The sequence below is a fragment of the Mariniflexile sp. HMF6888 genome, from assembly GCF_044335535.1.
Classification (GTDB): domain Bacteria; phylum Bacteroidota; class Bacteroidia; order Flavobacteriales; family Flavobacteriaceae; genus Mariniflexile.
This window is the reverse complement of sequence record NZ_JBIQVZ010000001.1, coordinates 68,091-93,337: the sequence shown is the minus strand read 5'-3', so window position 1 is coordinate 93,337 and position 25,247 is coordinate 68,091. Positions and strand designations below refer to the sequence as shown.

Sequence of the window (25,247 nt, the reverse complement as noted above, 5' to 3'; positions counted from 1 at the left end):
AAGCTGTTAACGGATGTTATTTGCTTCTATAGCTGAGGATTAAAAGCTAAAATTATACCCCAAGCAGTAATATTAAATCCAAAAACAGCCATCAATAATCCAATTATGAATTTTGAGTTTGATGAAGTTTCTTTTATTACTATTCCAACATTATTAACTGGTAGTTTATTTTGGAACATTTTTTTAGATAGTAACATTGATTCTTTAACTTCTAAATCTGCAATATTTTTAAACTCAAATTTATATTTTCCAATATTTTCAATCTCAAAATGATAAAATTCGGTTGCTAATTTACCTTTATGCCGGAATTTAAATTTGATTTGTTTTTTAAGCACATCTAATTGATTTCCATTGGTTGTTATATGTAAATCAAAATCTCCTTTATTATTTGCATAACCGCCCCCAACAATACAAACAGCATATGTTCCCGCTTTTTTAATATTTATTTCACTTGGATTTTCAGTGAGGTTTAATTCTGCAATAGTTTTACTCCTGTATTTTTTGATTAGAGTTTTAATTCCAAAAATGAACATTACTAATCCTAGTATGCCAATTAATAAAAATATTACCTGCATAATTATCTGTTTGTTTTTAATTTATTCTTTTATTTTTTTAAAATATCTGCGAACTTTTAAAATATAGATAGTTTTTCATGCCGTCACGAGCGAGACGCTCGCGATAGCGGGGGATAATATGAAATCATTTTAATAATTTCATATCACATGTCAAACAAACTTCGTTATTTTTTCCCACAACATCAAACTTAAAAAACAAAATGGCAAATTATTTATCCTTTAGTGGCATCCTTCAAAGTATAATAAATAATTTTAGTGCCTACTAATTTAGTGGTGTCTTAAGATAGAGAAGTCAATACTCAAGTTTCAACTATTGAAAATTCATAAATTATCGTATTTTTGCCCCACAATTTAAATAGGTAGATGTTAGACAAGTTACAAATAGTAAAGCAACGTTTTGATGAGGTGAGTGATTTAATCATTCAACCCGATATCATGACCGACCAAAAGCGTTACATTGCATTAAATAAAGAATATAAAGACCTTAAAGTGCTTATTGGCAAACGCGATGAATACATTGAGGTAACCAATAATTTAGCGGAAGCTGAAGCTATTATTTCTGAAGGTGGCGATCCCGAAATGGTCGACATGGCTAAAATGCAGTATGAAGAAGCAAAAGAACGCATTCCTAAATTGGAAGACGAAATTAAATTCCTTTTAATACCTAAAGACCCCGAAGACACTAAAAATGCTGTGGTAGAATTACGTGCCGGGACAGGTGGAGATGAAGCAAGTATTTTTGCAGGCGATTTATTTAGAATGTATACCAAATACTGTGAAAGTAAAGGCTGGAAAGTAGATACGGTAGATTTTAGTGAAGGTACCAACGGTGGTTTTAAAGAAATACAATTTGAAGTAACGGGCGAAGACGTTTACGGCACTTTAAAATTTGAAGCAGGCGTACACCGCGTACAGCGTGTGCCACAAACCGAGACCCAAGGGCGTGTACATACTAGTGCAGCAACCGTTATGGTATTTCCAGAAGCCGAAGAATTTGATGTGGAGATTAACCCAAAGGAAGTTAGGATTGATTTTTTCTGTTCATCGGGTCCCGGTGGTCAGTCTGTAAATACAACTTATTCGGCAGTGCGTTTAACACATTTACCAACCGGATTGGTGGCACAGTGTCAAGATCAAAAATCGCAACATAAAAATAAAGAGAAAGCATTTAGGGTATTACGTTCGCGTTTATATGAAATGGAGCTGGCTAAGAAAAACGAAGCAGATGCTGCAAAACGAGGTTCTATGGTGTCTTCGGGCGATAGAAGTGCTAAAATTAGAACTTATAATTACCCGCAAGGGCGTGTAACCGACCATAGAATTGGATTAACACTTTACGATTTATCGAATATCGTTAATGGCGACATCCAACGGATTATTGACGAATTGCAATTAGCTGAAAACACCGAAAAGTTAAAAGCCAATAGTGATGTGATTTAGGTCTTGGGTTCTGGATTTTAGGTCTTGGGTTTTGGGTACGTAATTTGGAATAAAAATGTGATACATGAGAAATTTTAAAGAATTGGATGTATGGAAAGATTCTATTATACTTGTAAAGGATGTTTATATGATAACAGAGTGTTTGCCCAATACTGAAAAATTTGGTTTAAAGTCTCAAATAGCTAGATGTGTGATCTCTATTCCAGCCAATATTGCTGAAGGTTGTGCAAAAGATTCCCAAAAAGATTTTGTTCGGTATCTCCAAATAAGCCTAGGGTCGGCATTTGAATTAGAAACGCACATAATAATTTGTAAAAGTCTTTCTTTTATAGTTGGAAAAGATTTTGAATTATTAAATGAAAAAATCACAATTCTTCAAAAAAGAATTAACTCATTAATTAAATATTCTAAAACGCAATACTAATACCCAACACCCAGTACCCAACACCTTATACCTAAAACCCAAAACCAATGACCCAACACCAACTAACGACCCAAATCAAAAAAAAGAAATCCTTTCTATGCATAGGTCTGGATGTTGATTTGGATAAAATCCCGCCACATTTATTACAGGAAGAAGACCCTATTTTTGCTTTCAATAAAGCGATTATAGATGCAACGCATCAGTTGTGTGTTGCCTATAAACCAAACACGGCATTTTACGAAGCCTATGGTTTAAAAGGATGGAAAGCCTTGGAAAGAACCATCAATTATATAAACGCAAACCATCCAGATATTTTTACCATTGCCGATGCTAAACGTGGCGATATTGGCAATACCAGTACCATGTACGCTAAAGCTTTTTTTGAAGATCTAGCATTCGATTCGGTTACGGTTGCTCCATATATGGGAAAAGATTCCGTGGAGCCTTTTTTAGCATTTGAAAACAAGCACACTATTTTATTGGCTTTAACCTCAAACGAAGGGGCGTTCGATTTTCAAACTAAAACGATTGATGGAAAGGAATTATACAAACAAGTTTTAGAAACCTCAAAAACTTGGAAAAATGCTGAAAACTTAATGTATGTGGTTGGTGCTACTAAGGCAGAATATTTAGCAGATATAAGAAACATTATTCCAGATAGTTTTTTATTAGTTCCAGGTGTAGGAGCGCAAGGAGGCAATTTACAAGATGTTTGTAAATATGGAATGAATACTCATGTTGGCTTGCTTATAAATTCTTCAAGAGGTATTATTTATGCTTCTAATGGAACAGATTTTGCGCTAGCTGCAGCAAATAAAGCGGAAGAACTTCAAAAAGAAATGGCATTGATTTTAAATAAATAGTCATAAATACTAGTAGTTCCCGGTGATTATATGAAACTACAGGATCAACTCAATAGAACCATTCATTTAAAAGAAACTCCTAAACGTATTATTTCTTTAGTTCCTAGTCAGACAGAATTGCTTTGCGATTTAGGTTTGAAATCAACCTTAGTTGGCGTTACTAAGTTCTGTGTGCATCCACATGATATTAAAAAAGATGTAGCTGTTGTTGGGGGAACAAAACAAATTGATTTAGAAAAGATTAAATCGTTGTCTCCAGATATTATTCTTTGTAATAAAGAAGAAAACACTAAAGAGATTGTGGTAGCTTGTGAGTTAATTTGTAATGTGCATATCTCCGATGTTTATACAATAGAGGATAGTTCGGAATTAATAAAACAATATGGGGATATTTTTGACAGAAATAAAGAAGCGGAAGAAATAATAAAGAAAATTGATATAGAGGTTGAAGACTTCAAGGTTTTTGTTAGAGATAAACCGATATTAAAAACGGCTTATTTTATTTGGAAAAAGCCTTATATGGTAGTAGGAAGTAATACGTTTATAAATTATTTACTTAAGCTTAATAAGTTTGAAAATGTTTATGAAGTGAGCGAACGTTATCCAAAAGTTAATCTTGATAAGAACCATATTAGCAAAACGGTAGAGGTCGTTCTTTTGTCTAGTGAGCCTTTCCCTTTTAAAGAAAAGCATAAGAATGTCTTTCAGGAAAATTATCCTTATGCTAAAATTATTTTAGCTGATGGAGAGATGTTTTCCTGGTATGGCTCTCGGTTATTAAAAGCCTTTGGTTATTTTAAACAGTTGCGTTTAAACCTTCACAATAATCAACTTTAATAACATCTTCAACAGAGTTTGGAATGATGTTTTCAGATTCCTTTAGGCTAATTAACTTGTTTAGATTGGGTTTAATTCTGCCAACTTTACAAAAATGTGGACTCATAACTTCTTTTTTATGAATTCACTTAAAGTTTTTGAATTTAAGCGAAAATTAGGGGATTTCAGTTCTGTTGAAGGCTTTTTTGAGTTGCATAGCAGCGCTACGGAAGGAAGAAAAGGCAAAAACAGAACTGAAATCAGCAATTTTTTAGCAAATTGAAAAACTTTAAATGAGTTTTATATAAAGTACGGAAGTTTATGGGTTTTAGATGTAACTAAAAAGTTAAAGAATTAATAAAAAAATGAAACTAAACAAATTTCTTGAAACGAACAATCCCCGAGGAATTCTTTAGATTAAGATTTTACTTGATTTCTTGAAAAATATCGAAGTGTATTTAACTTGTTAAGTAGTCGCATGGCGCGAAATTCGGCAAGATCGCTAAGTTCTGAATCTGTTTGACGGAAATTGTATGCCTGCTCCATCAGCTCTTTATATCGCTCATCGAGTTTTTTTTGACGATTTTTTATGATATCATTGATACTCATATATACGACTGAATAACAGTTGATTAAATATACATTTTTTTATTCATAAATAAGAAAAAATATTTAATTTATTTTTCAACCACTAGAAAAAAGTCAATAAAAAACGCTGTTTTTTATGCCTTTTAATCTTGCAGAGCAAACACTTTCTTTAATAAAGCGGTAGTCCTAGAGGATAGATTGTTGCGAATTTCTTTCTCTTCAACAGCAATCATGGTATAAACACCTTTTAAAGCTTCATTAGTTACATAATCTGTTAAATCCGGATTTACATCCGCAGTAAATGGAATGCTGTTATATTTATTTATAAGATTGGTCCAAATTTCATCGGCACCCACTTTACTAAACGAATTTTTTATTACAGGATTGAACTTTGCGTATAAAGCGGTTTGGGTTTTACTGTTTAAATATTGGGTCGCTGCATCGTCTTTACCTATTAATATGTTTTTGGCGTCGGCAAAAGTTATGCCTTTAACGGCGTCAACAAATATAGGGGTTGCTTCTTTAACGGCATCTTCGGCAGCTCTGTTTAGTGCTTTTAAGCCTTCATCGGCTAACTTGCTTAAACCAATATCTCTAAGGCCCTTATCAACTTTTTGTAATTCTTCGGGTAATAAAATTTTAACCAAGTCATTTTTATAAAACCCATCGGTTTGGGTCAGCTTTGTAACTTGTTTTTCAATACCAAAATCCAAGGCTTGTCTTAAGCCCGCAGCAATTTCATCATTTCCAATACCTACACCTTGTGGTAATTGATTAACAACTTGTTGTAATTCTGCACAGGCAGTAATGTTTAAAACTAAAAGAACTACTAAAATTTTACGAATCATGATTTCTAAATTTGGGGTTTTAAGAATGGTAAATATAGGTAATTAAGAGAAAATAACTGTTTTATTATTGTAAACCATGACTTTTCTGTTAGTGTGTAGTTTAACTGCGTTGGCCAATACTATTTTTTCCAAATCTCGCCCTTTGGCAATTAAGTCTTCAATAGAATGTGAATGCGACACACGGGTAACGCCTTGGTCTATAATAGGCCCCGCATCTAACTCTTCGGTCACATAATGGCTCGTGGCGCCAATAATTTTCACACCACGTTTAAATGCCGAATGGTATGGTTTTGCACCCACAAAAGCAGGCAAAAATGAATGGTGAATGTTAATTATTTTATTAGGATATTTAGCAATTATTTTTTCAGGAATAATTTGCATGTACCTCGCTAAAACAATAAAATCAATTTGATGTCTATCTAATATTTCCAATTGCTTTTGCTCTGCTTCTTCCTTTGTGTCTTTGGTAACAGGAACGTGGAAAAAAGGAATTTTAAAATTATCGGCAATCGGTTTTAAATCTAAATGATTACTAATTATAAAAGGGATTTCTAAATTTAGTTCTCCTGAATTATAACGTCCCAATAAATCATATAAACAGTGGTCGTATTTAGAAATAAATAAGGCCATTTTAGGTTTTCTTGCCGACGAATAAATACGCCATTTCATTCCAAAAGTATCGGCTAATGTACTTTTAAAAGCTTCTCTAAATCCATCAGCAGTAAAAGATTCATGAATAAATTCACTTTCTAAACGCATAAAAAAAATGTTTTGCTCCCTATCAACATGCTGGTCTATATAAACAATATTACCTTGTTTTTCGGCAATAAAATTAGTTACGGAAGCAATAATATTCGGGCGGTCTTTACAGTGAATTAAAATGGTAATCTTTTGCATTTAGTTTAAAATAATTTAAGTCCAAAATTAACCTAAAAATTAGATACGTATAATGAGTGATTATAATTTTATATAATCGTTTGAAAATGATGTGTTTTTTTGAATATTTCGTAAATTTGAACCATATATGTCAATATTTTTAAAAATGATGCAGATAGCACCTTATAAACCAAAGCATAAAATTAGAATTGTAACTGCGGCATCTTTATTTGATGGACACGATGCATCCATAAATATTATGCGTCGTATTATTCAGGCGACAGGTGTGGAAGTGATTCATTTAGGGCATGACAGAAGCGTGGAGGAAGTGGTGAATACGGCCATTCAAGAGGATGTTAATGCTATTTGCTTAACTTCGTATCAAGGCGGACACGACGAGTATTTTAAATACATGTTTGATTTGTTAAAGGAAAAGGGTGCAGAGCATATAAAAATTTTTGGAGGCGGTGGCGGTGTTATCTTGCCTTCCGAAATTAAAGAATTGATGACGTATGGAATAGCTCGAATTTATTCGCCAGACGATGGTCGTGAGTTGGGCTTGCAAGGCATGATTAACGATTTGGTAAAGCAATCGGATAATCCTATTCCAGCCCTAATCCTTCCTAAAGGGAAAGGAATTGAAACATCTTTAAAAAATAAAGAAATCAATACCATTGCTAGATTAATCAGTTTAGCTGAAAATAGACATCAAGAGTTTACGGAAATTTTTAAACCAACAGATTTCTCTTCTTCGGAGAAGTTAGGAGGAGTCGTATTAGGAATAACCGGAACCGGTGGTGCAGGAAAATCTAGTTTGGTAGACGAATTGGTAAGACGATTTTTAGTTGATTTCCCTGAGAAAACGGTTGGAATTGTTTCGGTAGACCCTTCAAAACGAAAGACAGGTGGAGCGCTTTTAGGCGATAGAATCCGTATGAATGCCATAAACCATCCACGCGTTTATATGCGTAGTTTGGCGACACGTCAATCTAATTTGGCGCTGTCAAAGTATGTACACGAGGCTATTGAAGTACTGAAAGCTGCCGAATACGATTTAATTATTTTAGAAACTTCTGGAATTGGACAATCGGACACCGAAATTATAGAGCATAGCGATGTGTCGTTATATGTTATGACACCAGAATTTGGTGCTGCAACCCAGTTGGAAAAAATAGATATGCTTGATTTTGCCGATTTAGTAGCTATAAATAAATTTGATAAGCGAGGAGCTTTAGATGCGTTGCGTGATGTAAAAAAGCAGTACATGCGTAATAATAATCTTTGGGATGTGCCTCAAGAACAATTACCGGTTTTTGGTACGATTGCTTCACAATTTAACGACCCAGGAATGAATACGCTTTACAAGGCGGTTATGGATAAGTTGGTTGAGAAAACTTCAGCAGATTTGCAATCAACCTTCACCATTTCAAATGAAATGAGTGAAAAGGTTTTTGTTATTCCACCGTCAAGAACACGTTATTTATCTGAAATCGCCGAGAACAATCGGGCGTATGATGCTAAAGCAAATGAACAAGTTGAAGTCGCACAAAGGCTTTACGGTATTTATAAAACTATTGAATCGGTTTCGGGTGTCTTGCTGAGCTTGTCGAAGCATGGCATTGATGATACAAGTTTTCGACAGGTTCAGACTGATAATGATAAAAACTTTTTAGATCTGTTGTTTAAGGAATTCAACCGAGTAAAACTAAACCTAGACCCTTATAATTGGGAAGTTATCACTGGCTGGGACGAAAAAGTAAATACATATAAACACCCTGTTTACACATTTAAAGTTCGTGAAAGAGACATAAAAATAGAAACCCATTCAGAGTCACTTTCGCATTTACAAATTCCCAAAGTAGCTCTGCCTAAATATCAAGCTTGGGGCGATATTTTAAAATGGGTATTGCAAGAAAATGTGCCGGGGGAATTCCCATATACTTCAGGATTATATTCTTTTAAAAGAATGGGAGAGGATCCTGCGCGCATGTTTGCAGGCGAAGGAAGTCCAGAGCGTACCAATAAACGTTTTCATTATGTAAGTGCGGGTTTGCCTGCAAAACGGTTGTCCACTGCTTTTGATAGTGTGACGCTTTATGGAAGTGACCCCGATTTACGTCCCGATATCTATGGAAAAATAGGTAATGCCGGTGTAAGTATTTGTTGTTTGGATGATGCTAAGAAATTGTATTCTGGTTTTAATTTGTTTGATGTTATGACTTCGGTTAGTATGACTATTAATGGACCTGCTCCGATGCTTTTAGGATATTTTATGAATGCAGCCATAGATCAACAATGTGAAGTTTATATTAGTGAAAATGGATTGGAAGCAGAGGTTGAAACCAAAATAGCGAAACTTTATAAAGGTAAGGTACGCCCTAAATATAATGGTGAATTGCCCTCAGGGAATAATGGTTTGGGCTTGATGCTTTTAGGTGTTACAGGAGACCAAGTGTTACCAAAAGAGGTTTACGAAAAGATAAAAACAAAAACCATTACGCAAGTTCGCGGTACGGTACAAGCGGACATTTTAAAAGAAGACCAAGCCCAAAATACCTGTATTTTCTCCACGGAGTTTGCACTGCGCTTAATGGGCGATGTGCAGGAGTATTTTATTAAAAATAATGTTCGTAATTTCTATTCGGTGTCTATTTCTGGGTACCACATTGCCGAAGCAGGTGCCAACCCTATAACACAACTGGCTTTAACCTTATCTAATGGCTTCACTTACGTGGAATATTATTTAAGTCGTGGCATGGATATTAATAAATTCGGTCCCAACTTATCGTTCTTTTTCTCAAATGGAATCGATCCCGAATATGCTGTAATAGGTCGTGTAGCCAGAAAAATTTGGGCCAAAGCCATGAAGCTTAAGTATGGTGCTAACGAACGTGCCCAAATGCTAAAATACCATATTCAAACCTCTGGTAGAAGTTTACATGCACAGGAAATCGATTTTAACGACATCCGAACCACATTACAAGCTTTGTATGCCATATACGATAATTGTAATTCGCTACATACCAATGCGTATGACGAAGCCATTACCACGCCAACTGAAGAATCGGTGCGTCGAGCTATGGCTATTCAGCTAATAATAAATAAAGAATTAGGATTAGCAAAAAACGAAAACCCCATTCAAGGCTCGTTTATTATTGAGGAATTAACCGATTTGGTAGAAGAAGCCGTTCTTTTGGAATTCGACAGAATTACCGAACGCGGCGGTGTTTTGGGTGCTATGGAAACCATGTACCAACGCAGTAAAATACAAGAAGAAAGCTTGTATTATGAAACCTTGAAGCACAACGGCGCGTTTCCAATAATTGGTGTGAATACCTTTTTAAGTAGTAAAGGGTCGCCAACGGTTTTACCTGTGGAAGTTATTCGTGCTACCGAAGAAGAAAAGCAGTTTCAAATAAAAACATTAGAAAATCTTCACGATGCTCATGATACTGAAGCTCTTTTGAAAGACCTTCAGCAAAAAGCAATTCATAACGAAAATGTTTTTGAAGCTTTAATGGAAGTTTGTAAAGTATGCTCATTAGGGCAAATCACAAATGCTTTATTTGAAGTAGGTGGACAGTATAGAAGGAATATGTAAAAAAACGCCAAATTTTTCAATTAAAGAAAAGAAAATTCTTTGTGAAAAATACATCTTTTAGAATAATGGATTATTAAGATTTTAAAGTGAATGATGCGGAGTATTTGGTTTGAGATATAAAGGATAAAAAGACCTGTAAAATATACCATTAATAACTTGAGCCCATCAAATAGAGTCCTATATATAGATTTTATAATTTAATATCAATAGCTAATTAATTGCAATGAACAAACTTTTTTAATAGCGTTTTTTATCGCCTTTTTTTGCAAATTAAAACCACTTATGGACGTATGTAACCCCTTGAACTAATATTTGTTAAGAAATTTTTTGATTATCGATTCCCAGTGTAATTTTATCATGTTTAAGTTAATTATTAAACACAATTTACCCAAATAATTAAAATTTACACCTATGGAAACGACACTTAAATACAATTTCAAGAGACAATCAAAAAATCACTTAGATTGGTTAATAAACATTATTAAATCTGAAAGATATTTTGAAACAGAAGCGACTTTAATAAGCAATAACAATACACTGTTTTTAGATTAAAAAAACAAGACTCTCAGTTGTTTTTTTAGAATCCTTGTATTAAAATAATACAGGGATTTTTTTTGTATTGTTACAAGGGGGGTGATTACAAAGTCAACATCCAACTGCGTTGCAACTGTTTGAACTTTTTTAATTCGTTACGTAAAATAGGCAAGAAGTCTTTTCCGTTGCTGTTAGAATGTTCCAAGCGATACGAATTTTTATAAAGCATGTTTGTAAGACGTCTTAAAGACGCAATATGTTTATGCTTTCTATCTGTATAGCGTTCCATTTCGGCATTAACAATTTCTGGAGCTAATGATACCGATTGCTGAACGATGTCACCAGAAAAATAAATGTTAATATCCTCTGTACCATCACTTTTTAAAGCGGACAAATCATGATTTAAATACATAGAAATACTTTGGGATAAGGTAAATATCTCAATAGCTTTTTTATATATCGGTAATTCCGATAGGTTTGATGGGGTATTAGATAGCATATTTCTTTTCTAAGCAACTTTATCAAAATTACTCACAAGAATCAACAAACAACTTTTTATTTTAAAGTAAAAACGTATATTTGCTTTAGATATTAATTTATTGTAGTTAAATTTCTTTCGAAATGAATTTAGATAATCTTAACTGGAAGATTTTAAGGTGTTTGCAGGAAAATGCGCGACAATCTAATGCCGAAATTGGCAGGCAAGTGGGCATTAGCTCGCCAGCGGTTTCAGAGCGTATAAAAAGAATGGAAGATTCAGGTATTATATTAGGATATAAAACCGTGGTGTCTCCATTAGATATGGGGTACCAGCTAAAAGCTATTATAACCCTACATGCGTTTATTGGTAAGTTAAAACCGTTTTTAGAGAAAGTTAAAACCTTCGACGAAGTTTTAAATTGCTACAGAATTACCGGTAACGAAAATATAGTTATGGAAGTGCTTTTAAAAAACCAAAAGCACTTGGAAACTTTTATAGATCAGCTTATTATTTATGGTGAAACAAAGACGCAAATAGTATTGTCTCATGTAACACGCTATAAAGAAGTGAAGCCTGTTAAATAGGTTTTTTATATGTTATTTTACACGCCAAGGAGGATTTTTTCTGTTGTTTCCAGCATGATAGATTATAATTTTGTTGCCATCTAAATCATTTAAATGCGCTTCCCGCCAAAGCCAAGGTTTATCTTCTGGTTCGCTTATAAAAATAATTCCCTTTTGTTTTAAAAGTAAAACAGTTTCATCAATATTTTCATTTTCAAAATAAATCGATATGCAATTACCTCTTGGTAGTTCGTCTGCTTTATGAATAGATAATGTACTATCTCCATCCGGACATTCAAACCTTACATACCTTGGAAGTGCATTAACGATGAGATGCAGTCCCAAAGTTTTATAAAATGTTGCAGCCTTTTCAACATCTAAAGAAGGAATGGTTATTTGGTTTAAATTCATTATAGTAATCGTTTTAAGTTTAAATTTCGGTTTAAAACAAATAAAATGATGGCACTAATAAGTGCAATTATAGATACTATATACCAAGTATTATCAAACCCAAGGGCAGCAGTCATTTGCAAACCAGCGTTATGCCCAAAAATATGTGCAATTGAAAACGATATGGAATACAGTGCCATGTATTCCCCTTGATTTCCTTTTTTAGCTCTTTCAACCGCAAAGGCATTAGAAAACGGGAAAGCAATCATTTCGCCAATGGTCATTAAAAGCATGCCAACGACTAAAACTCCAGACCAAGTAGTGAAATTTAATATAAGCAAACTTAAACCCGTTAAAATAGCACCAAAAGACATCAATCCTAATTTTGTGTAGTTAGTATTTTCTAACCACTTGATTAAAGGCATTTCAAATATAAAAATGAGAAAGCCGTTTAGCCCTAAAACAAGTCCAATTTGAAGTTCGCTTAGTGTATGGACATCTTTATAGTAAATAGTTATGGTTGAAAAATATTGCAAGAACACCATTCCAAATAATGCCATGGCTACAAGGAAAATTATAAACGCAGAATCGCCATATGCCGAAACGGGATTATTATTTTCAATAACATCTAAAACTTTTGCTTTTTTAGGGTGCAACACTTTAATCATCAAAAAGGTAGCAATAATACATGTAATGCCATCAACCCAAAACAAACCAGCATACCCAAGTCCTGTAATAATGAGTCCCCCAATAGCAGGCCCTGCCGAAAACCCTAAGTTTATAGCTAAACGTATAAGTGTTAGTGACCGTATTTTGTTTTCAGGTTTGCTATAAGCATTTAACGCCACAAACATAGCGGGTCTAAAAGCATCAGCAACAAGCATGACTATAAAAATACCAATGCAAATAGATGTAAACGTATTTAAATATTGCAAAGCGATAAATAAAACACCAGTCGATAGTAGGCTTCTAACCATTACTTTATAATATCCAATTTTATCGGTTAATTTACCTCCAATCCAAGAACCAGCTACCGAACCCAATCCGAAAGCACTCATAACCCAACCTACGTGGCTTACAGTAAAATGCAAGTCTTCCTTTAGGTATAATGACAAAAAGGGAATCACCATAGTGCCAGCCCGATTTATAAGTGTTATGAGGGCAAGCCACCATATTTCTTCCGATAAGCCTTTAAAGGTGTTTAGATAGTTATTAAAAAGTGTTTTCATTGGTTAGTTTTTTTATTATGTTTAAAAAGTCGATGATCGACTAAGGGATTGTCTAAAAATAAAAAGTCCGACTGTGAAGTCGGACTTTTATATATTGTAATAATTTATAATTATATCACCTAAATATATAAAAAGCCCGACCTCTTTTACGAGAAGTAGTTGATAGCATCTTACAAATGGTGACGTTGTTACGCATTTTATTTTTTTATGAGTTACAAACATATAGAAAATAATTGTAAGTTGTACTTTTGAATTTAAATTATTATTTCGAATGAAGCCACTAATAACCCTATTGGCATTTATAACTTTTTTTACAAGTTGTGCCCAAGAAAAAAAAATGATTAAAGGTGAAACTGAGTTTCAACGTGAACTAAATGCCGAATATAAGGACGCCACCACGTCGCCTTTAACAGATAAAGATAGAAAGCACTTTGAAGGCTTGGATTTTTTTAAGTTCGATGCCGCTTATGTCGTTAATGCTAAATTTGAAAGATTTCCAAATGAAAAACCTTTTGAAATGAAAACTTCTACGGAAAGACGCCCTTTTTATGTAAAGTATGGTGAACTTTCATTTGAATTAAAAGGAGAACATTACAAGTTAAATATCTATCAAAATTTAGGATTAATTGTAAAGGAAGGTTACGAAGATTATTTATTTCTGCCTTTTTTAGATGAAACCAACGGATTGGAAAGTTATGGTGGCGGTCGTTATATAGATGCCCGAATACCAAACGGAGACACCATGGAAATTGATTTTAATAAAGCTTATAATCCATATTGTGCTTATAACGACAAGTATTCTTGTCCCATTGTACCACGTGAGAATTATTTAAAAACCAGAATTGAAGCAGGGGTAAAGGCCTTTGGGAAACATTGATTAAATGCAAGAACCTTTAGACAGTCTTTTAGTTTAGCTTAAAATAGTGCGTTTTTATGCTTTGTTGGCTATGGCATTTATAATTCTCCATCCAAAATGGCATGTAAATAAGTTTCAGAATTTTTTTCTAATAATCTAAAAATCTGACCAAATACATCCCTAAAAAAACCGCTAAAAAACCAATAACAAAACTGGCAATAGTATAGATAGCAAAGCTTACAAAATCACCCGATTTTAAAAATACATGGTTTTCGTAAGCAAAGGTTGAAAAGGTTGTAAACCCACCACAAAAGCCCGTTGCAAGAAGTAAGGTTTGGTTTTGTGAAAGCGTATTGCTTTTGGCTGCAAGACCTAAAATGACACCAATAAGTAAGCTTCCTAAAATATTCGCTAAAAAAGTTCCGTAAGGAATACCATTTTCAGCATTATTTAAATATTTCCCAATAATGTAACGTAATACACTACCAAAACCACCGCCTAAAAAAACAAGTAAGACACTTTTCACCAGATAAATATTATTTCTTTTTCATAGGACTGATGGTACATTTGTTTCAAGTTTTTATTTAAGTATAAATAATTCATCTATTCTTCAATATATTTATCTTTTATAGCAATGTAAATTTCGGTAATTAAGTCGGCAGGGTTTGGTGTACTTAAAGGGTCTGTTAAATAAGTTTCAATCATTGGGCCATTTTCGGACAATTCAAAACCGTTTTTTTGAATATATGCCATGGCGGTTTCCCAAGCTTCTCTTAAATGGCTGTAATTTCCTTTCAGTGTTGTTTTAACAGCTTTAAAACTATCAAATTTACCAGTAAGAATATCATCTCCTTCAGCAGTTATAACTTGTTCTGTAGTAGGAATACAACACGAAAATATAACAGCGTTGTTGTTATCGTCCCATTTTAAATAATCTATAAATGGTGCTCCAGCTAAAGGTATGCGGTTTTTTAAAGCATAGTTTTTAACTTTAGGAAGCATTTCTTGAATTTTGCTTTCTAACTCGCTTATTTTGCAAGAGGCAGTATTGTACAAATAATAGCCACCACTATGGTTTGTAATGCCATTTACGGTTATGCTGTACTTTTTCATTTCGGCAACAATAATGCTATCTAGCTTTTCTAGGCTTCGTTCGTAATGTGGGCCGATTTGTTTTTCCATCCCGCCTGTAAAAACGGTGTAGGCCTTAAAGCCAAAAGGTAAATCCTTGCCGGAAATTGTCCAAGTAACATTAGTGTTACCATTGGCATTTGGTTCAAAATCCCAAATAATTTCAGAAACAGGAAACCCTGCCATTTGCATTTGTTGTTTAATATATTTGTTAGCAACAGCGTCAATTGTTTTCATAGTTCCCATACCATCTTTGTCTTCCCAAGAATAGCTTCCTCCAACACCTTTGGTTTGCTTGGGTAGTATAATTTTCATGTCAGGGTCTGCTTCCACCCAAGATGACCAATCTTTCCAGTTTTTAAAATCAATGACATTGTTATAAATAACAGCTGCAGGTGCCTTTATGGTCCGTGTTCTGCTAACTTCAAAAGTGTTGGGTTGCACAGAAATGTATATGGAGGTACCTATAATGGCTATCAATAATAAAAATGCGATGTACTTAAAAGCCTTCATTTTACTTTTTTTGAAAAGATAAGAATCAAAGATAAACAATTTAAAATTCTCGTTAATAAATTATTACATTTGTACTTTAAAAAATAAATATTCAATAATTAAAAAGACTTAAATAAGTGTAATCAATAATAAAGACGGAATATTTATAATTTTTTTTATAAAAATAACAAATACAAACAAATGAAGTTAAAATCAATTCTAGGTTTTGTGCTCATGGGTGCACTGGTATTTTCTTGCGGAAATGAGAAATCCAAAGAAAATAAAGAAGAACTAAAAGTAAAAGACACTGCGTTTAATTATAATGTCGATCAGTTTGCCGATATTAAAGTGTTACGCTATCAAATTCCAGGTTGGGAAAATTTAACCTTGAAAGAACAAAAATTGGTGTATTATTTAACGCAGGCAGGTTTGTCTGGACGCGATATTATTTGGGACCAAAACTATAAGCACAATCTTAAAATTAGAAAGGCTCTAGAAAGCATTTATACTAATTATACAGGTGATAAAACCACTGAAAATTGGAATGCTTTTGAGGTTTATTTAAAGCGTGTTTGGTTTAGTAATGGCATTCATCACCACTATTCAAAAGATAAAATAAAGCCTGGGTTTTCATCAGACTATTTAAAACAATTACTTGCCGAAACCCATACGGTTTTAGAAGATGAAGCGTTTGAGATTATTTTTAATGATGTGGATGCTAAAAAAGTGAATCAAGCCAAAGGGGTTGATAATGTAGCACTTTCGGCAGTTAATTTTTATGGAGATGGTGTTACAAACAAAGATGTTGAAACCTTTTATGCTTCTAAAAAATCACCAGACCCAAGCAAGCCATTGTCTTTTGGCTTAAACTCGCAATTGGTAAAAGAAAATGGTGTGTTAAAAGAACGCATTTATAAATCGGGAGGTTTATATGGCTCTGCTATAGATGAAATAATTAAATGGCTAGAATTAGCCAAAGGTGTTTCAGAAAACGAGGGACAAGCTAATGCTTTAGGATTGTTAATCTCTTATTACAAAACAGGTGATTTACAAACTTGGGACGATTACAATGTAGCGTGGACAGCGGCTACTGATGGGAATATAGATTATATAAATAGTTTTATTGAAGTGTATAACGACCCATTAGGTTATAGAGGGTCGTATGAAACTATTGTGCAAATTAAGGATTTCGATATGTCAAATAAAATGGAAGTACTTTCTGAAAACGCCCAATGGTTTGAAGATAACTCGCCATTAATGGAGGTCCATAAAAAGAAAAATGTGGTAGGCGTCTCTTATAAAACCGTCAATGTGGCTGGTGAAGCAGGGGATGCATCACCAAGTACACCTATAGGTGTTAATTTACCCAATGCCAACTGGATTCGTGCCGAGGTTGGAAGTAAATCGGTGTCTTTAGGTAACATTGTAGATGCAAGCAATAATGCAGGTAATTCAGATAGATTGAAAGAATTTGTAAATGATGAAGAGGAACTAGAGTTAGAAGAAACCTATAGTAAATTAGCCAATAAATTGCATACGGCTTTACACGAAGTGGTAGGGCATGCATCGGGGCAATTAAATCCAGGTGTTGGTGAAACTAAAGAAACATTAAAGAATTATGCGTCAACCCTTGAAGAAGGTCGTGCTGATTTGGTAGCTCTCTATTATTTATATGATAGTAAAATTCAAGAATTAGGGTTGACAGACGACTGGGAGAAGACTGGTAAAGCAGCATACAACGATTATATTAGAAATGGTCTTTTAATGCAATTAATCCGTTTAAATTTAGGTGATGATGTTGAAGAAGCTCATATGAGAAACCGTCAATGGATTTCCGCTTGGGTTTTTGAAAAAGGAAAAGACGACAACGTTATTGAGAAAATTATTCGTAACGGAAAAACCTATTATAATATAAATGACTATGTGAAACTTCGTGAACTTTTTGGTGAGTTATTACGCGAAACACAACGTATAAAATCTGAAGGCGATTTTAAAGCTGCTGAAGCTTTAGTAGAAGGTTATGGTGTCAAAGTAGATCAAAAAATTCACGCAGAAGTATTAGACCGCAATAAGCAATTTAAGTCCGCACCATACACTGGTTATGTGAATCCTGTATTGGTTGCAAAAACAAACGAAGCAGGCGAAATAGTTGAAGTTGATGTAAAGCAACCGCAAACATTTGTAGAACAAATGCTTGATTATAGTAAAAAATATAATTTTTTACCAGAGGTAAACTAAGAACTCTTTTAAACTTTTTTGATTGAAGCGAAAATCAGTCATTTTGTGCTCGGTTGAAGGCTTTTATGAGTTGCATAGCAGGGCTACGGAAGGAAGAAAAGACAGGACAGAGCGTTAAGAAACAGTCCAGTGGACTGTTTTAGTGAATGGGCCAGGAGGCGCATGGATAAAAAGGACGATTTTTTAGCCAATTGTGAAAAGTTTAAAAGAGTTCTAAGACTAATTTTTTAGGATAGCTAATAAAATATAAACAGAATCTTGATCAAGGTTCTGTTTTTTTATTGACACTAAATACCAAAAGAATAAGATTTACAACTATAAGAACACTAATAATAAGAATAATATTCATGATTTTAGTTATGTTAGTTACTTTTTAGATGCACGATTTTAAAAAAGGTTGCGTCAAATTATTAAACTAATTATAAAACATGATAAAAGTGTTTTTTCCTAGTGCGGAATATGATTTTTTATAAAAAAAATCACTTAAAAATAAACTTAATAGCAGCAATCAATGCTATAAAACTTATAAAGGCAATTAATATCCAAATACTACCAGCATAAAAGCGTTTATGCAATTTTAAATCTTTTCGGTAAGTGTATCCAATAACAATGGCGAACACCATAAAAAATAAAACCCCAAAAATGATTTGACCTTTACTAAACATATGACTAATTTTATGCAAATTTAATCAATAATGATGAGATTCCTATCTTCGTAGGAATGACTTAATTAATATTTATATATTTATGAAAAATAAGATTGAAGCAGTAAAAGCATTCCATACGGCGTTTAAAATTGGGCACAGAGAAACTCCTAAAGCCGATTTAGGGTCTGATAAAAACAAATTGCGTTTTAATTTAATGAAAGAAGAAAACGAAGAGTATTTAGAAGCTGCCAATAATAACGATTTGGTTGAAGTTGCCGACGCTTTGGGCGATATGCTTTACATTTTATGCGGTACCATTATAGAACATGGTATGCAGTATAAGATTGAAGAAGTTTTTGAAGAAATACAGCGTAGTAACATGAGTAAGTTGGGTGAAGATGGACAGCCTATCTATAGAGAGGATGGCAAAGTGTTAAAGGGGCCTAATTACTTCAAACCTAACATTGCTTCTATTATAGATAAATAAAGACCGCTTTGTTAAAAGAAAATAGAGAAAAGACAATAGACAAATAGAATAAAGAAAATAGAGTAAAAAAAGCAAGATCGCCAATCGGTAATCTTTTTAAAAAGCCATTATCACTGTGTTTACTGTGAATTGTAAAAGTGTTATCTGATAATAATGAAATCAAATAGCCAACCTTTAGGATTATAAAAAAAAAGAGAAGCACTTGGCTTCTCTTTTTTTATTTATATTTTTAAGTTAAATGTTAATCAACTTTATAGCGCCATCCAAACGGGTCTTCAACTTTATTGGTTTGGATATCCGTAATGCGTTTCTTTAAATAACTGGCATAGGTTTCATCTAATTCTGGTAAATCGAAATCCTCGTTTTTATAACCAAATCCAGATATTGGAGAAATAACGGCTGCAGTACCTGCGCCAAACATTTCTTTTAAAGTGCCGTTTTTAGCCGCTTCAATAACTTCGTGCACCGATAGTTTTCTTACTTCAACAGCGATTCCTTCAGCTTTAGCAAGTTCAATAATACTCTTTCTGGTAATGCCATCTAAAATCCGATCACTTGTTGGGCCAGTAATAAGGGTATCGTTTATACGCACAAATATGTTCATAGCACCCGCTTCTTCAATATATTCATGGGTTGTATCATCGGTCCAAATAACCTGTTGGTAGCCTTTTTCAACGGCTAATTGCGTTGGGTAAAATTGTCCTGCGTAGTTACCACCGGCTTTAGCAAAACCAACACCTCCGTTAGCAGAACGAGAATAAGTTTGTTCAATTAAAACCTTTACTTTTCCAGAGAAATAAGCTCCAGAAGGTGCGGTACAAATCAAAAATTTATATTCGTTTGCAGGCGATGCATGAAACCCGTTTCCAGATGCAAAAATAAACGGACGTATGTACAAAGAACTTCCCTCTTTTGTTGGAATCCAATCTTTGTCAACCTCTAAAAGAGTTTTTAAGCCATCCATAAAATAGCTTTCTGGCAATTCTGGAATAGCTAAACGTTTAGACGAAATATTTAATCGTTTAAAATTTTCTAATGGACGAAATAACCAGACATCTCCATGAGCGTCTTTATATGCTTTCATACCTTCAAAAACCGATTGCCCATAGTGGAAAATCTTAGCAGAAGGGTCTAAAGTAATGGCTTGGTAGGGAACCACTTTTGGTGTCTGCCACTTACCATCTTTAAAATTACACTCAAGCATATGATCAGAAAAAACACTTCCAAAAGCCAAATTATCAAAATCTACCTCATTCAGTTTGGTAGTTTTGGCTTTTATAATCTCGATGTCATTGATTATAGAGTTCATAAATCTTGTTATTTTATGTTACAAATTTAAGTAAAAACGTTTTTAAAAAAGCGGTATATTTACAACAAATCATTTAAAAGTTAAATTTTATTATATAAAACACCCATGGAAATAGTATTCACGCACACTAGGATGATTGTTTAGGGTGTCCCATCTTACAATTAAAAAACAATAAATATCAGATGAAGTATTTATTATTCTCAATTTTTTGTTTGTTTTTGGTTTATTCATGTAAAAATAAAGATGCATACCAGTCGTTTGGTAAAAGAATCACCGTAGCAGAAACTATGGAGTTATCGGTCATGGCATCGCGTTATAAGTCTATGCAGGCTGGAGATAGCATACATGCTAAAATGAAAGCAAAAGTGATTGATGTTTGCCAAGTAAAAGGCTGTTGGATGACTTTAAGTTTAAAAAATGGTAATGAAGTGATGGTGAAATTTAAAGATTACGGATTTTTTGTACCAAAAGACATTGCTGGAAAAGAAGTTGTTGTAAATGGAAACGCTTTTGTTAACGAAGTTTCGGTAGAAGAACAACGCCATTATGCCGAAGATGCAGGAAAAACCGCTGACGATATAGCAAGTATAACCCAACCAAAACGAACATTTTCTTTTGAAGCCGATGGCGTTTTAATACAACAATAAGTGTGGAAAGAGAAGTAGTAATTACCGCCGATGGTTCATCAACCATTCATTTGCCAGAATGGGACGAACAGTACCATTCTAAACACGGTGCTATACAAGAGGCCTACCATGTGTTTATAAAACATGGCTTACGACACTTTTACAATGAAAAAAATATATCTAGTGAATTCACTTCGAACACAGTCGGGATTGTTTCGAAATTAAAAAGGGATGATCCCCATGAGTGCGGTCGAGAAGTCCATAATAAAATATCTATATTAGAAATAGGTTTCGGAACAGGTTTAAACGCTTTCATAACCCTTTTGGAAGCTGAAAAAATAGGTATTGAGGTTGATTATGTAGGTGTTGAAGGCTATCCGATTTTAACTGATGAAGTGATACAACTAAATTACCCCGTTCAGTTAGAAGCAGAAGATAAAGAGTCACTTTTTAAAATGATGCATGAGGTGTCTTGGGAAGAAAAGCATTTGTTTTCAAATAATTTTTCCCTAACGAAACAAAACCGCTTTTTTTCAGAAATAAAAGATAAAGGTTTATACAATCTTATTTATTTTGATGCCTTTGGTGCGCGTGTACAACCTGAATTGTGGACAGAAACCATTTTCAAAAAAATGTATGATGCCTTAAAAGAAAACGGTGTGTTAGTAACCTATGCCGCTAAAGGAAGCGTGCGTCGTGCCATGCAAGCCGTAGGTTTTAAAGTTGAAAAACTTCCCGGTCCACCCGGAAAACGTGAAATGCTCAGAGCCACAAAAAGGCTCTGAGCATTCGGCGAAAGTCAAATGCTTCGAGCAACGAAGCATTCAACGACTCCACTCAAATAGTTTTTGGAGTTAAATGCTCAGAGCCATAAAATAGTCGCAGTGAACAGTCGCAGTGAACGGTTGCAGTGAACAGTCGCAGTGAACAGTCGCAGTGAACAGTTGCAGTAAACAGTAGCAGTGTACGGTTGAACTTCCCTGATTAGAGCTGACCGATTCACTTTCTGCGCTTTGCGTCTCACGACCAAGGTCAAATTCAACCCCAGAACCCAAGACCCATTAACCACCAACCATTTTTGTTAAACCTAATACAAAACCATAGTCAATAGTCATTTCGTTTCGTAACTTTAATAAAAAATCGAAAATGCGAGTTTTAATTACAGGAGCGACAGGACTTATTGGGCAAGAGATTGTAAAACTTTGCCACGCTAACGATATTGCGGTAAATTACTTAACAACTAGTAAATCTAAAATAGATCAATCTGAGAAAACACAAGGTTTTTATTGGAACCCCAAACAACAAGAAATTAATTTGAATTGTTTTAAGGATGTTGATGCCATCATTCATTTAGCAGGAGCAACCGTATCAAAACGTTGGACATCCGCTTATAAAAAAGAAATTATTTCAAGCAGGAAAGAAACAACACAGCTGTTAGTTCATAGTTTAAAAACTATCAATCATACTGTAAAACAAGTAATTTCGGCAAGTGCCATTGGAATATATCCAGATTCATTGATTAATTATTATGATGAAACTTTTAAAGATTTTGATAATTCATTTTTAAGTCATGTGGTACAAGTTTGGGAACATGAAGTCGATGCTTTTTCAAGTTTAAATATTTTAGTGTCTAAAATTAGAATTGGTTTAGTGTTATCAAATAAAGGTGGCGCACTTATGGAAATGTCTAAGCCTATAAAATTTGGATTAGGAGCTGCTTTTGGTACAGGAGAACAATGGCAATCGTGGATACATGTTACCGATTTGGCACAGCTATTTTTATATGTGTTAAAATATCGATTAGAAGGTGTTTATAATGGCGTTGCACCAAGCCACGTAACCAACCAAGAACTCACCAAAACCATCGCTAATACGTTAGGGAAACCACTTTTTTTGCCCAACATTCCTAGGTTTTTCATGAAACTGATTCTAGGTGACATGCACACGTTGCTATTTGATAGCCAACGGGTAAGCTCAAAAAAAATAGAAGACAAAGGTTTTTATTTTGAATACCACCATTTGCAACCTGCTTTGGAGGATTTGTTGACTTGATAAAAGCTTATTCTTTTAACCCGTTGTGCATTATGATTTAAAATAAAAAAGTTGTTCATATTACTGGTAATCAGTAAATTGTTTTAATTATGAAACATTAACAATGAACAATTTTTAAATAATGTATAGCCAAGAATTGCCAGTATTGTTTTATAATCGACAGATTAACAGAAATAGTTTTTCTTAAGGGACATCTTTTGGCTTAAAAATTCAGATGCATTAAAATAAATTATATCCTATAGCAATTGATATTTTTTTGTAATTTGTTGAATAATAGCTGTTTGATATAACTTGTTGGTTTGATGATATTTTGGCTTCTAAGCTTATTTTACTATTATATTTATATCCTACTCCGATAATAAAATAATTTTTTCCTTTTAGTCCTAAGTCGGTAAGACTTGGTGTTTCGTAATCAAAATTAGATCCTAAGTCTACAGAATTAAAATTATACAAAATATTTATCTGGATTTTTGAAATATCATTTACTGGAAAATAATATTTTAATCCAAAAAGTAAATCAACCGCCTTATAATCAATAGATACATTTGTTGTTTTAGTGGTCGGCGGACCGTTTATATATGTATAATTCTCTAGATCAGATTTGAATCTTTGGTATGTAGGTTCAAATATCAATGCGGATCTTTCATTATTAAAAGGTAATACAAATTCTGTTTCTATGCTACACCCTAAGTTTGTATTACTTCCAAAATCTAATTTTTCTATTTCATCCCTGCTATTATCAGTTGTAAACGAAGAAAAATTAACACTTGGTTTTATATATAGTTTGAACTTTATTTTTTTGTGTTCATTTACAATTGTATTGACATAGTCTAAGTTTTCACACTTATTATAAGCTTCAAAAATTGATGATAAACTATTTTCATTATAATTTAATTCCGCAAAATTGTTAATAGGAAGATCATCGCAATTTAAATTTGTTTTAAGCTGTTGTTTATAGCGATTATTTTCTTTAGCATTCGTAGCAGATACAAGATATTTTTTATAAATCAACTGTTCTGCATTTAAATTGTCTTTGCTAAAGAAGAAAAGTTTAGCATTATTGTCTGTATAAGCAAATAAATTGACATTTCCTTTTACTAGATATTTTAAAAATAATGTTTTATCAATAAAATCAGGATCTTTTTTGTTACTTAGTTTATTAGTTTGAGTGCTAGAAACATCAATTTTTGTTGAAAATCTTTTATATACAATATTATGATATCCAAATTCAGCTATGTTTGTAATCAAGCCTTTTACAGGGAGAGCATCGTTGGTATTTTTATAAGTAATAGATTCTGGGTTTTTTCTCCAATCCTCATCTAATATTAAACAATTGACTTTATCACCATTGTTATTAATAATATAGCCTTCAATATAATTTTCATTTAATTTGTTTTGCGAGTAGCAATTAATTGTTAGAAGTGTAATTAAGAGTACTAGTGCCTTTTCTTTCATTCAAATATTTTTAAATATAGTCCAAGCGAATCTAAAACATTTTTTTTACAAGCTTAAGACCTAGTTAAATTATTTTTAATGACATTATGACATTTTTAGAATAATGGCAGTACTTTTGCCAAACAATTTAGGTATTTATATAAAAATTGAGATACAGCAATGAGTAAAAAGGAAAAATCAAACGATATAGAAAAAGAGCAGCTTGATGCTGTACAAAGTGAAGCGGTTGACGTTGAAGAGCAAGTTGTTGAAGAGCAAGTTGCTGAAGAACAAACGATAGAAGAGAAACTTCAGAGCGAATTAAAGCAAGAGAAAGATAAGTTTTTACGCTTATTTGCCGAGTTTGAAAATTATAAAAGACGTACCTCGAAAGAGCGTATCGAGTTATTTTTGACGGCCAGTGAAGATGTCATGAAAACTTTATTGCCAATTTTAGACGATTTTGAACGCGCATTAAGTCATATTGACGATGATAAAGAAGCAGAAGCGTTACGTAAAGGTGTGTTATTGATCTATAATAAATTGGTAAGTACTTTAGAACAAAAAGGACTTAAAGTGATTGCTGTAGAAAAAGGTGAAGCATTTAATGCCGACAACCATGAGGCTATTACGCAAATACCAGCTCCAACGGCCGATTTAAAAGGAAAAATTATAGACGTTGTAGAAAAAGGCTATAAGCTGGGCGACAAGGTAATTCGTTTCCCTAAAGTAGTAATAGGACAATAA

At 33.5% G+C, this 25,247-nt stretch carries 28 protein-coding genes; 15 read left to right on the top strand and 13 right to left on the bottom strand.

Annotation, left to right across the window (positions count from 1 at the left end; translation table 11 throughout):
- Positions 1 to 26: 26 nt before the first annotated feature.
- On the bottom strand, positions 27 to 575 hold the full coding sequence (locus ACGLWY_RS00455) for a hypothetical protein (protein WP_396617726.1): 549 nt from the start codon (positions 573 to 575) through the stop codon (positions 27 to 29).
- Between the two features lie 363 nt (positions 576 to 938).
- Here ACGLWY_RS00455 and prfA point away from each other — a divergent pair, with 363 nt between their 5' ends.
- From prfA to ACGLWY_RS00435, 4 genes are all read left to right on the top strand, one after another.
- Positions 939 to 2,015, top strand: a complete 1,077-nt coding sequence (prfA, locus tag ACGLWY_RS00450) for a peptide chain release factor 1 (protein WP_396617725.1) — start codon at positions 939 to 941, stop codon at positions 2,013 to 2,015.
- 64 nt (positions 2,016 to 2,079) lie between these two features.
- A complete protein-coding gene (locus tag ACGLWY_RS00445; RefSeq protein ID WP_396617724.1) occupies positions 2,080 to 2,439 on the top strand; it encodes a four helix bundle protein in 360 nt (119 codons plus the stop codon).
- A 47-nt stretch (positions 2,440 to 2,486) separates the two neighbouring features.
- Positions 2,487 to 3,302 carry an orotidine-5'-phosphate decarboxylase gene (gene pyrF / locus ACGLWY_RS00440; RefSeq protein ID WP_396617723.1) on the top strand — a complete coding sequence of 272 codons (816 nt, stop codon included), beginning with the start codon at positions 2,487 to 2,489 and terminating at the stop codon, positions 3,300 to 3,302.
- A 30-nt stretch (positions 3,303 to 3,332) separates the two neighbouring features.
- On the top strand, positions 3,333 to 4,139 hold the full coding sequence (locus ACGLWY_RS00435; protein ID WP_396617722.1) for an ABC transporter substrate-binding protein: 807 nt from the start codon (positions 3,333 to 3,335) through the stop codon (positions 4,137 to 4,139).
- On the opposite strand, the gene ACGLWY_RS00430 is transcribed toward ACGLWY_RS00435, so the two are convergent.
- Positions 4,099 to 4,245, bottom strand: a complete 147-nt coding sequence (locus tag ACGLWY_RS00430; protein ID WP_396617721.1) for a hypothetical protein — start codon at positions 4,243 to 4,245, stop codon at positions 4,099 to 4,101. The two genes, ACGLWY_RS00435 and ACGLWY_RS00430, sit on opposite strands and share 41 nt — an antisense overlap.
- A gap of 12 nt (positions 4,246 to 4,257) precedes the next feature.
- Between ACGLWY_RS00430 and ACGLWY_RS00425 the strand changes: the two genes are divergently transcribed.
- On the top strand, positions 4,258 to 4,401 hold the full coding sequence (locus tag ACGLWY_RS00425; RefSeq protein ID WP_396617720.1) for a hypothetical protein: 144 nt from the start codon (positions 4,258 to 4,260) through the stop codon (positions 4,399 to 4,401).
- A gap of 134 nt (positions 4,402 to 4,535) precedes the next feature.
- On the opposite strand, the gene ACGLWY_RS00420 is transcribed toward ACGLWY_RS00425, so the two are convergent.
- From ACGLWY_RS00420 to purU, 3 genes are all read right to left on the bottom strand, one after another.
- Positions 4,536 to 4,727: a Lacal_2735 family protein gene (locus tag ACGLWY_RS00420; RefSeq protein WP_396617719.1), complete on the bottom strand. Its 192-nt coding sequence runs from the start codon at positions 4,725 to 4,727 to the stop codon at positions 4,536 to 4,538.
- Positions 4,728 to 4,849: 122 nt separating this feature from the next.
- The gene (locus tag ACGLWY_RS00415; RefSeq protein ID WP_396617718.1) at positions 4,850 to 5,554 is read right to left on the bottom strand and encodes a DUF4197 domain-containing protein; all 705 of its coding nucleotides are present in this window, start codon (positions 5,552 to 5,554) and stop codon (positions 4,850 to 4,852) included.
- Positions 5,555 to 5,596: 42 nt separating this feature from the next.
- Positions 5,597 to 6,451 carry a formyltetrahydrofolate deformylase gene (gene purU, locus ACGLWY_RS00410; RefSeq protein WP_396617717.1) on the bottom strand — a complete coding sequence of 285 codons (855 nt, stop codon included), beginning with the start codon at positions 6,449 to 6,451 and terminating at the stop codon, positions 5,597 to 5,599.
- 145 nt (positions 6,452 to 6,596) lie between these two features.
- Between purU and ACGLWY_RS00405 the strand changes: the two genes are divergently transcribed.
- The gene (locus ACGLWY_RS00405; protein WP_396617716.1) at positions 6,597 to 10,031 is read left to right on the top strand and encodes a methylmalonyl-CoA mutase family protein; all 3,435 of its coding nucleotides are present in this window, start codon (positions 6,597 to 6,599) and stop codon (positions 10,029 to 10,031) included.
- Between the two features lie 411 nt (positions 10,032 to 10,442).
- On the top strand, positions 10,443 to 10,583 hold the full coding sequence (locus tag ACGLWY_RS00400; RefSeq protein WP_396617715.1) for a hypothetical protein: 141 nt from the start codon (positions 10,443 to 10,445) through the stop codon (positions 10,581 to 10,583).
- An 85-nt stretch (positions 10,584 to 10,668) separates the two neighbouring features.
- Here the strand turns inward: ACGLWY_RS00400 and ACGLWY_RS00395 are convergent, their stop codons facing one another.
- Positions 10,669 to 11,064 carry a hypothetical protein gene (locus ACGLWY_RS00395; RefSeq protein ID WP_396617714.1) on the bottom strand — a complete coding sequence of 132 codons (396 nt, stop codon included), beginning with the start codon at positions 11,062 to 11,064 and terminating at the stop codon, positions 10,669 to 10,671.
- 122 nt (positions 11,065 to 11,186) lie between these two features.
- Between ACGLWY_RS00395 and ACGLWY_RS00390 the strand changes: the two genes are divergently transcribed.
- Positions 11,187 to 11,630 (top strand): Lrp/AsnC family transcriptional regulator, encoded by a 444-nt coding sequence (locus ACGLWY_RS00390; RefSeq protein ID WP_396617713.1) that lies wholly within the window; start codon positions 11,187 to 11,189, stop codon positions 11,628 to 11,630.
- Positions 11,631 to 11,642: 12 nt separating this feature from the next.
- Here ACGLWY_RS00390 and ACGLWY_RS00385 read toward each other — a convergent pair whose 3' ends face one another.
- Together ACGLWY_RS00385 and ACGLWY_RS00380 are read right to left on the bottom strand one after the other, a co-directional pair.
- Positions 11,643 to 12,020 (bottom strand): VOC family protein, encoded by a 378-nt coding sequence (locus ACGLWY_RS00385; RefSeq protein ID WP_396617712.1) that lies wholly within the window; start codon positions 12,018 to 12,020, stop codon positions 11,643 to 11,645.
- Complete coding sequence (locus ACGLWY_RS00380; RefSeq protein WP_396617711.1) at positions 12,020 to 13,228, bottom strand: MFS transporter; 1,209 nt, start codon at positions 13,226 to 13,228, stop codon at positions 12,020 to 12,022. The genes ACGLWY_RS00385 and ACGLWY_RS00380 overlap by 1 nt, the downstream gene beginning before the upstream one ends.
- Positions 13,229 to 13,499: 271 nt before the next feature.
- On the opposite strand from ACGLWY_RS00380, the gene ACGLWY_RS00375 reads away from it, so the two are divergent.
- Positions 13,500 to 14,105, top strand: a complete 606-nt coding sequence (locus ACGLWY_RS00375) for a DUF1684 domain-containing protein (RefSeq protein WP_396617710.1) — start codon at positions 13,500 to 13,502, stop codon at positions 14,103 to 14,105.
- A 127-nt stretch (positions 14,106 to 14,232) separates the two neighbouring features.
- Here the strand turns inward: ACGLWY_RS00375 and crcB are convergent, their stop codons facing one another.
- Entirely contained in the window at positions 14,233 to 14,610 is a 378-nt protein-coding gene (crcB, locus tag ACGLWY_RS00370; protein WP_396617709.1) for a fluoride efflux transporter CrcB, read from the bottom strand.
- A 77-nt stretch (positions 14,611 to 14,687) separates the two neighbouring features.
- Positions 14,688 to 15,728 (bottom strand): SRPBCC family protein, encoded by a 1,041-nt coding sequence (locus tag ACGLWY_RS00365; RefSeq protein WP_396617708.1) that lies wholly within the window; start codon positions 15,726 to 15,728, stop codon positions 14,688 to 14,690.
- A 180-nt stretch (positions 15,729 to 15,908) separates the two neighbouring features.
- Here ACGLWY_RS00365 and ACGLWY_RS00360 point away from each other — a divergent pair, with 180 nt between their 5' ends.
- Complete coding sequence (locus ACGLWY_RS00360) at positions 15,909 to 17,945, top strand: dihydrofolate reductase (RefSeq protein ID WP_396617707.1); 2,037 nt, start codon at positions 15,909 to 15,911, stop codon at positions 17,943 to 17,945.
- A gap of 479 nt (positions 17,946 to 18,424) precedes the next feature.
- Here the strand turns inward: ACGLWY_RS00360 and ACGLWY_RS00355 are convergent, their stop codons facing one another.
- Positions 18,425 to 18,610, bottom strand: a complete 186-nt coding sequence (locus ACGLWY_RS00355; protein ID WP_396617706.1) for a hypothetical protein — start codon at positions 18,608 to 18,610, stop codon at positions 18,425 to 18,427.
- An 82-nt stretch (positions 18,611 to 18,692) separates the two neighbouring features.
- On the opposite strand from ACGLWY_RS00355, the gene ACGLWY_RS00350 reads away from it, so the two are divergent.
- Complete coding sequence (locus tag ACGLWY_RS00350; RefSeq protein ID WP_396617705.1) at positions 18,693 to 19,079, top strand: hypothetical protein; 387 nt, start codon at positions 18,693 to 18,695, stop codon at positions 19,077 to 19,079.
- Between the two features lie 241 nt (positions 19,080 to 19,320).
- Here ACGLWY_RS00350 and ACGLWY_RS00345 read toward each other — a convergent pair whose 3' ends face one another.
- Positions 19,321 to 20,388, bottom strand: a complete 1,068-nt coding sequence (locus ACGLWY_RS00345) for a branched-chain amino acid aminotransferase (protein ID WP_396617704.1) — start codon at positions 20,386 to 20,388, stop codon at positions 19,321 to 19,323.
- Between the two features lie 182 nt (positions 20,389 to 20,570).
- On the opposite strand from ACGLWY_RS00345, the gene ACGLWY_RS00340 reads away from it, so the two are divergent.
- From ACGLWY_RS00340 to ACGLWY_RS00330, 3 genes are all read left to right on the top strand, one after another.
- Positions 20,571 to 21,035 carry a DUF4920 domain-containing protein gene (locus tag ACGLWY_RS00340; protein ID WP_396617703.1) on the top strand — a complete coding sequence of 155 codons (465 nt, stop codon included), beginning with the start codon at positions 20,571 to 20,573 and terminating at the stop codon, positions 21,033 to 21,035.
- 2 nt (positions 21,036 to 21,037) lie between these two features.
- Entirely contained in the window at positions 21,038 to 21,799 is a 762-nt protein-coding gene (gene mnmD, locus ACGLWY_RS00335) for a tRNA (5-methylaminomethyl-2-thiouridine)(34)-methyltransferase MnmD (protein ID WP_396617702.1), read from the top strand.
- A gap of 361 nt (positions 21,800 to 22,160) precedes the next feature.
- Complete coding sequence (locus ACGLWY_RS00330) at positions 22,161 to 23,066, top strand: TIGR01777 family oxidoreductase (RefSeq protein ID WP_396617701.1); 906 nt, start codon at positions 22,161 to 22,163, stop codon at positions 23,064 to 23,066.
- Between the two features lie 219 nt (positions 23,067 to 23,285).
- Here ACGLWY_RS00330 and ACGLWY_RS00325 read toward each other — a convergent pair whose 3' ends face one another.
- Positions 23,286 to 24,521, bottom strand: a complete 1,236-nt coding sequence (locus ACGLWY_RS00325) for a hypothetical protein (protein ID WP_396617700.1) — start codon at positions 24,519 to 24,521, stop codon at positions 23,286 to 23,288.
- A 159-nt stretch (positions 24,522 to 24,680) separates the two neighbouring features.
- Between ACGLWY_RS00325 and ACGLWY_RS00320 the strand changes: the two genes are divergently transcribed.
- The gene (locus tag ACGLWY_RS00320; protein WP_396617699.1) at positions 24,681 to 25,247 is read left to right on the top strand and encodes a nucleotide exchange factor GrpE; all 567 of its coding nucleotides are present in this window, start codon (positions 24,681 to 24,683) and stop codon (positions 25,245 to 25,247) included.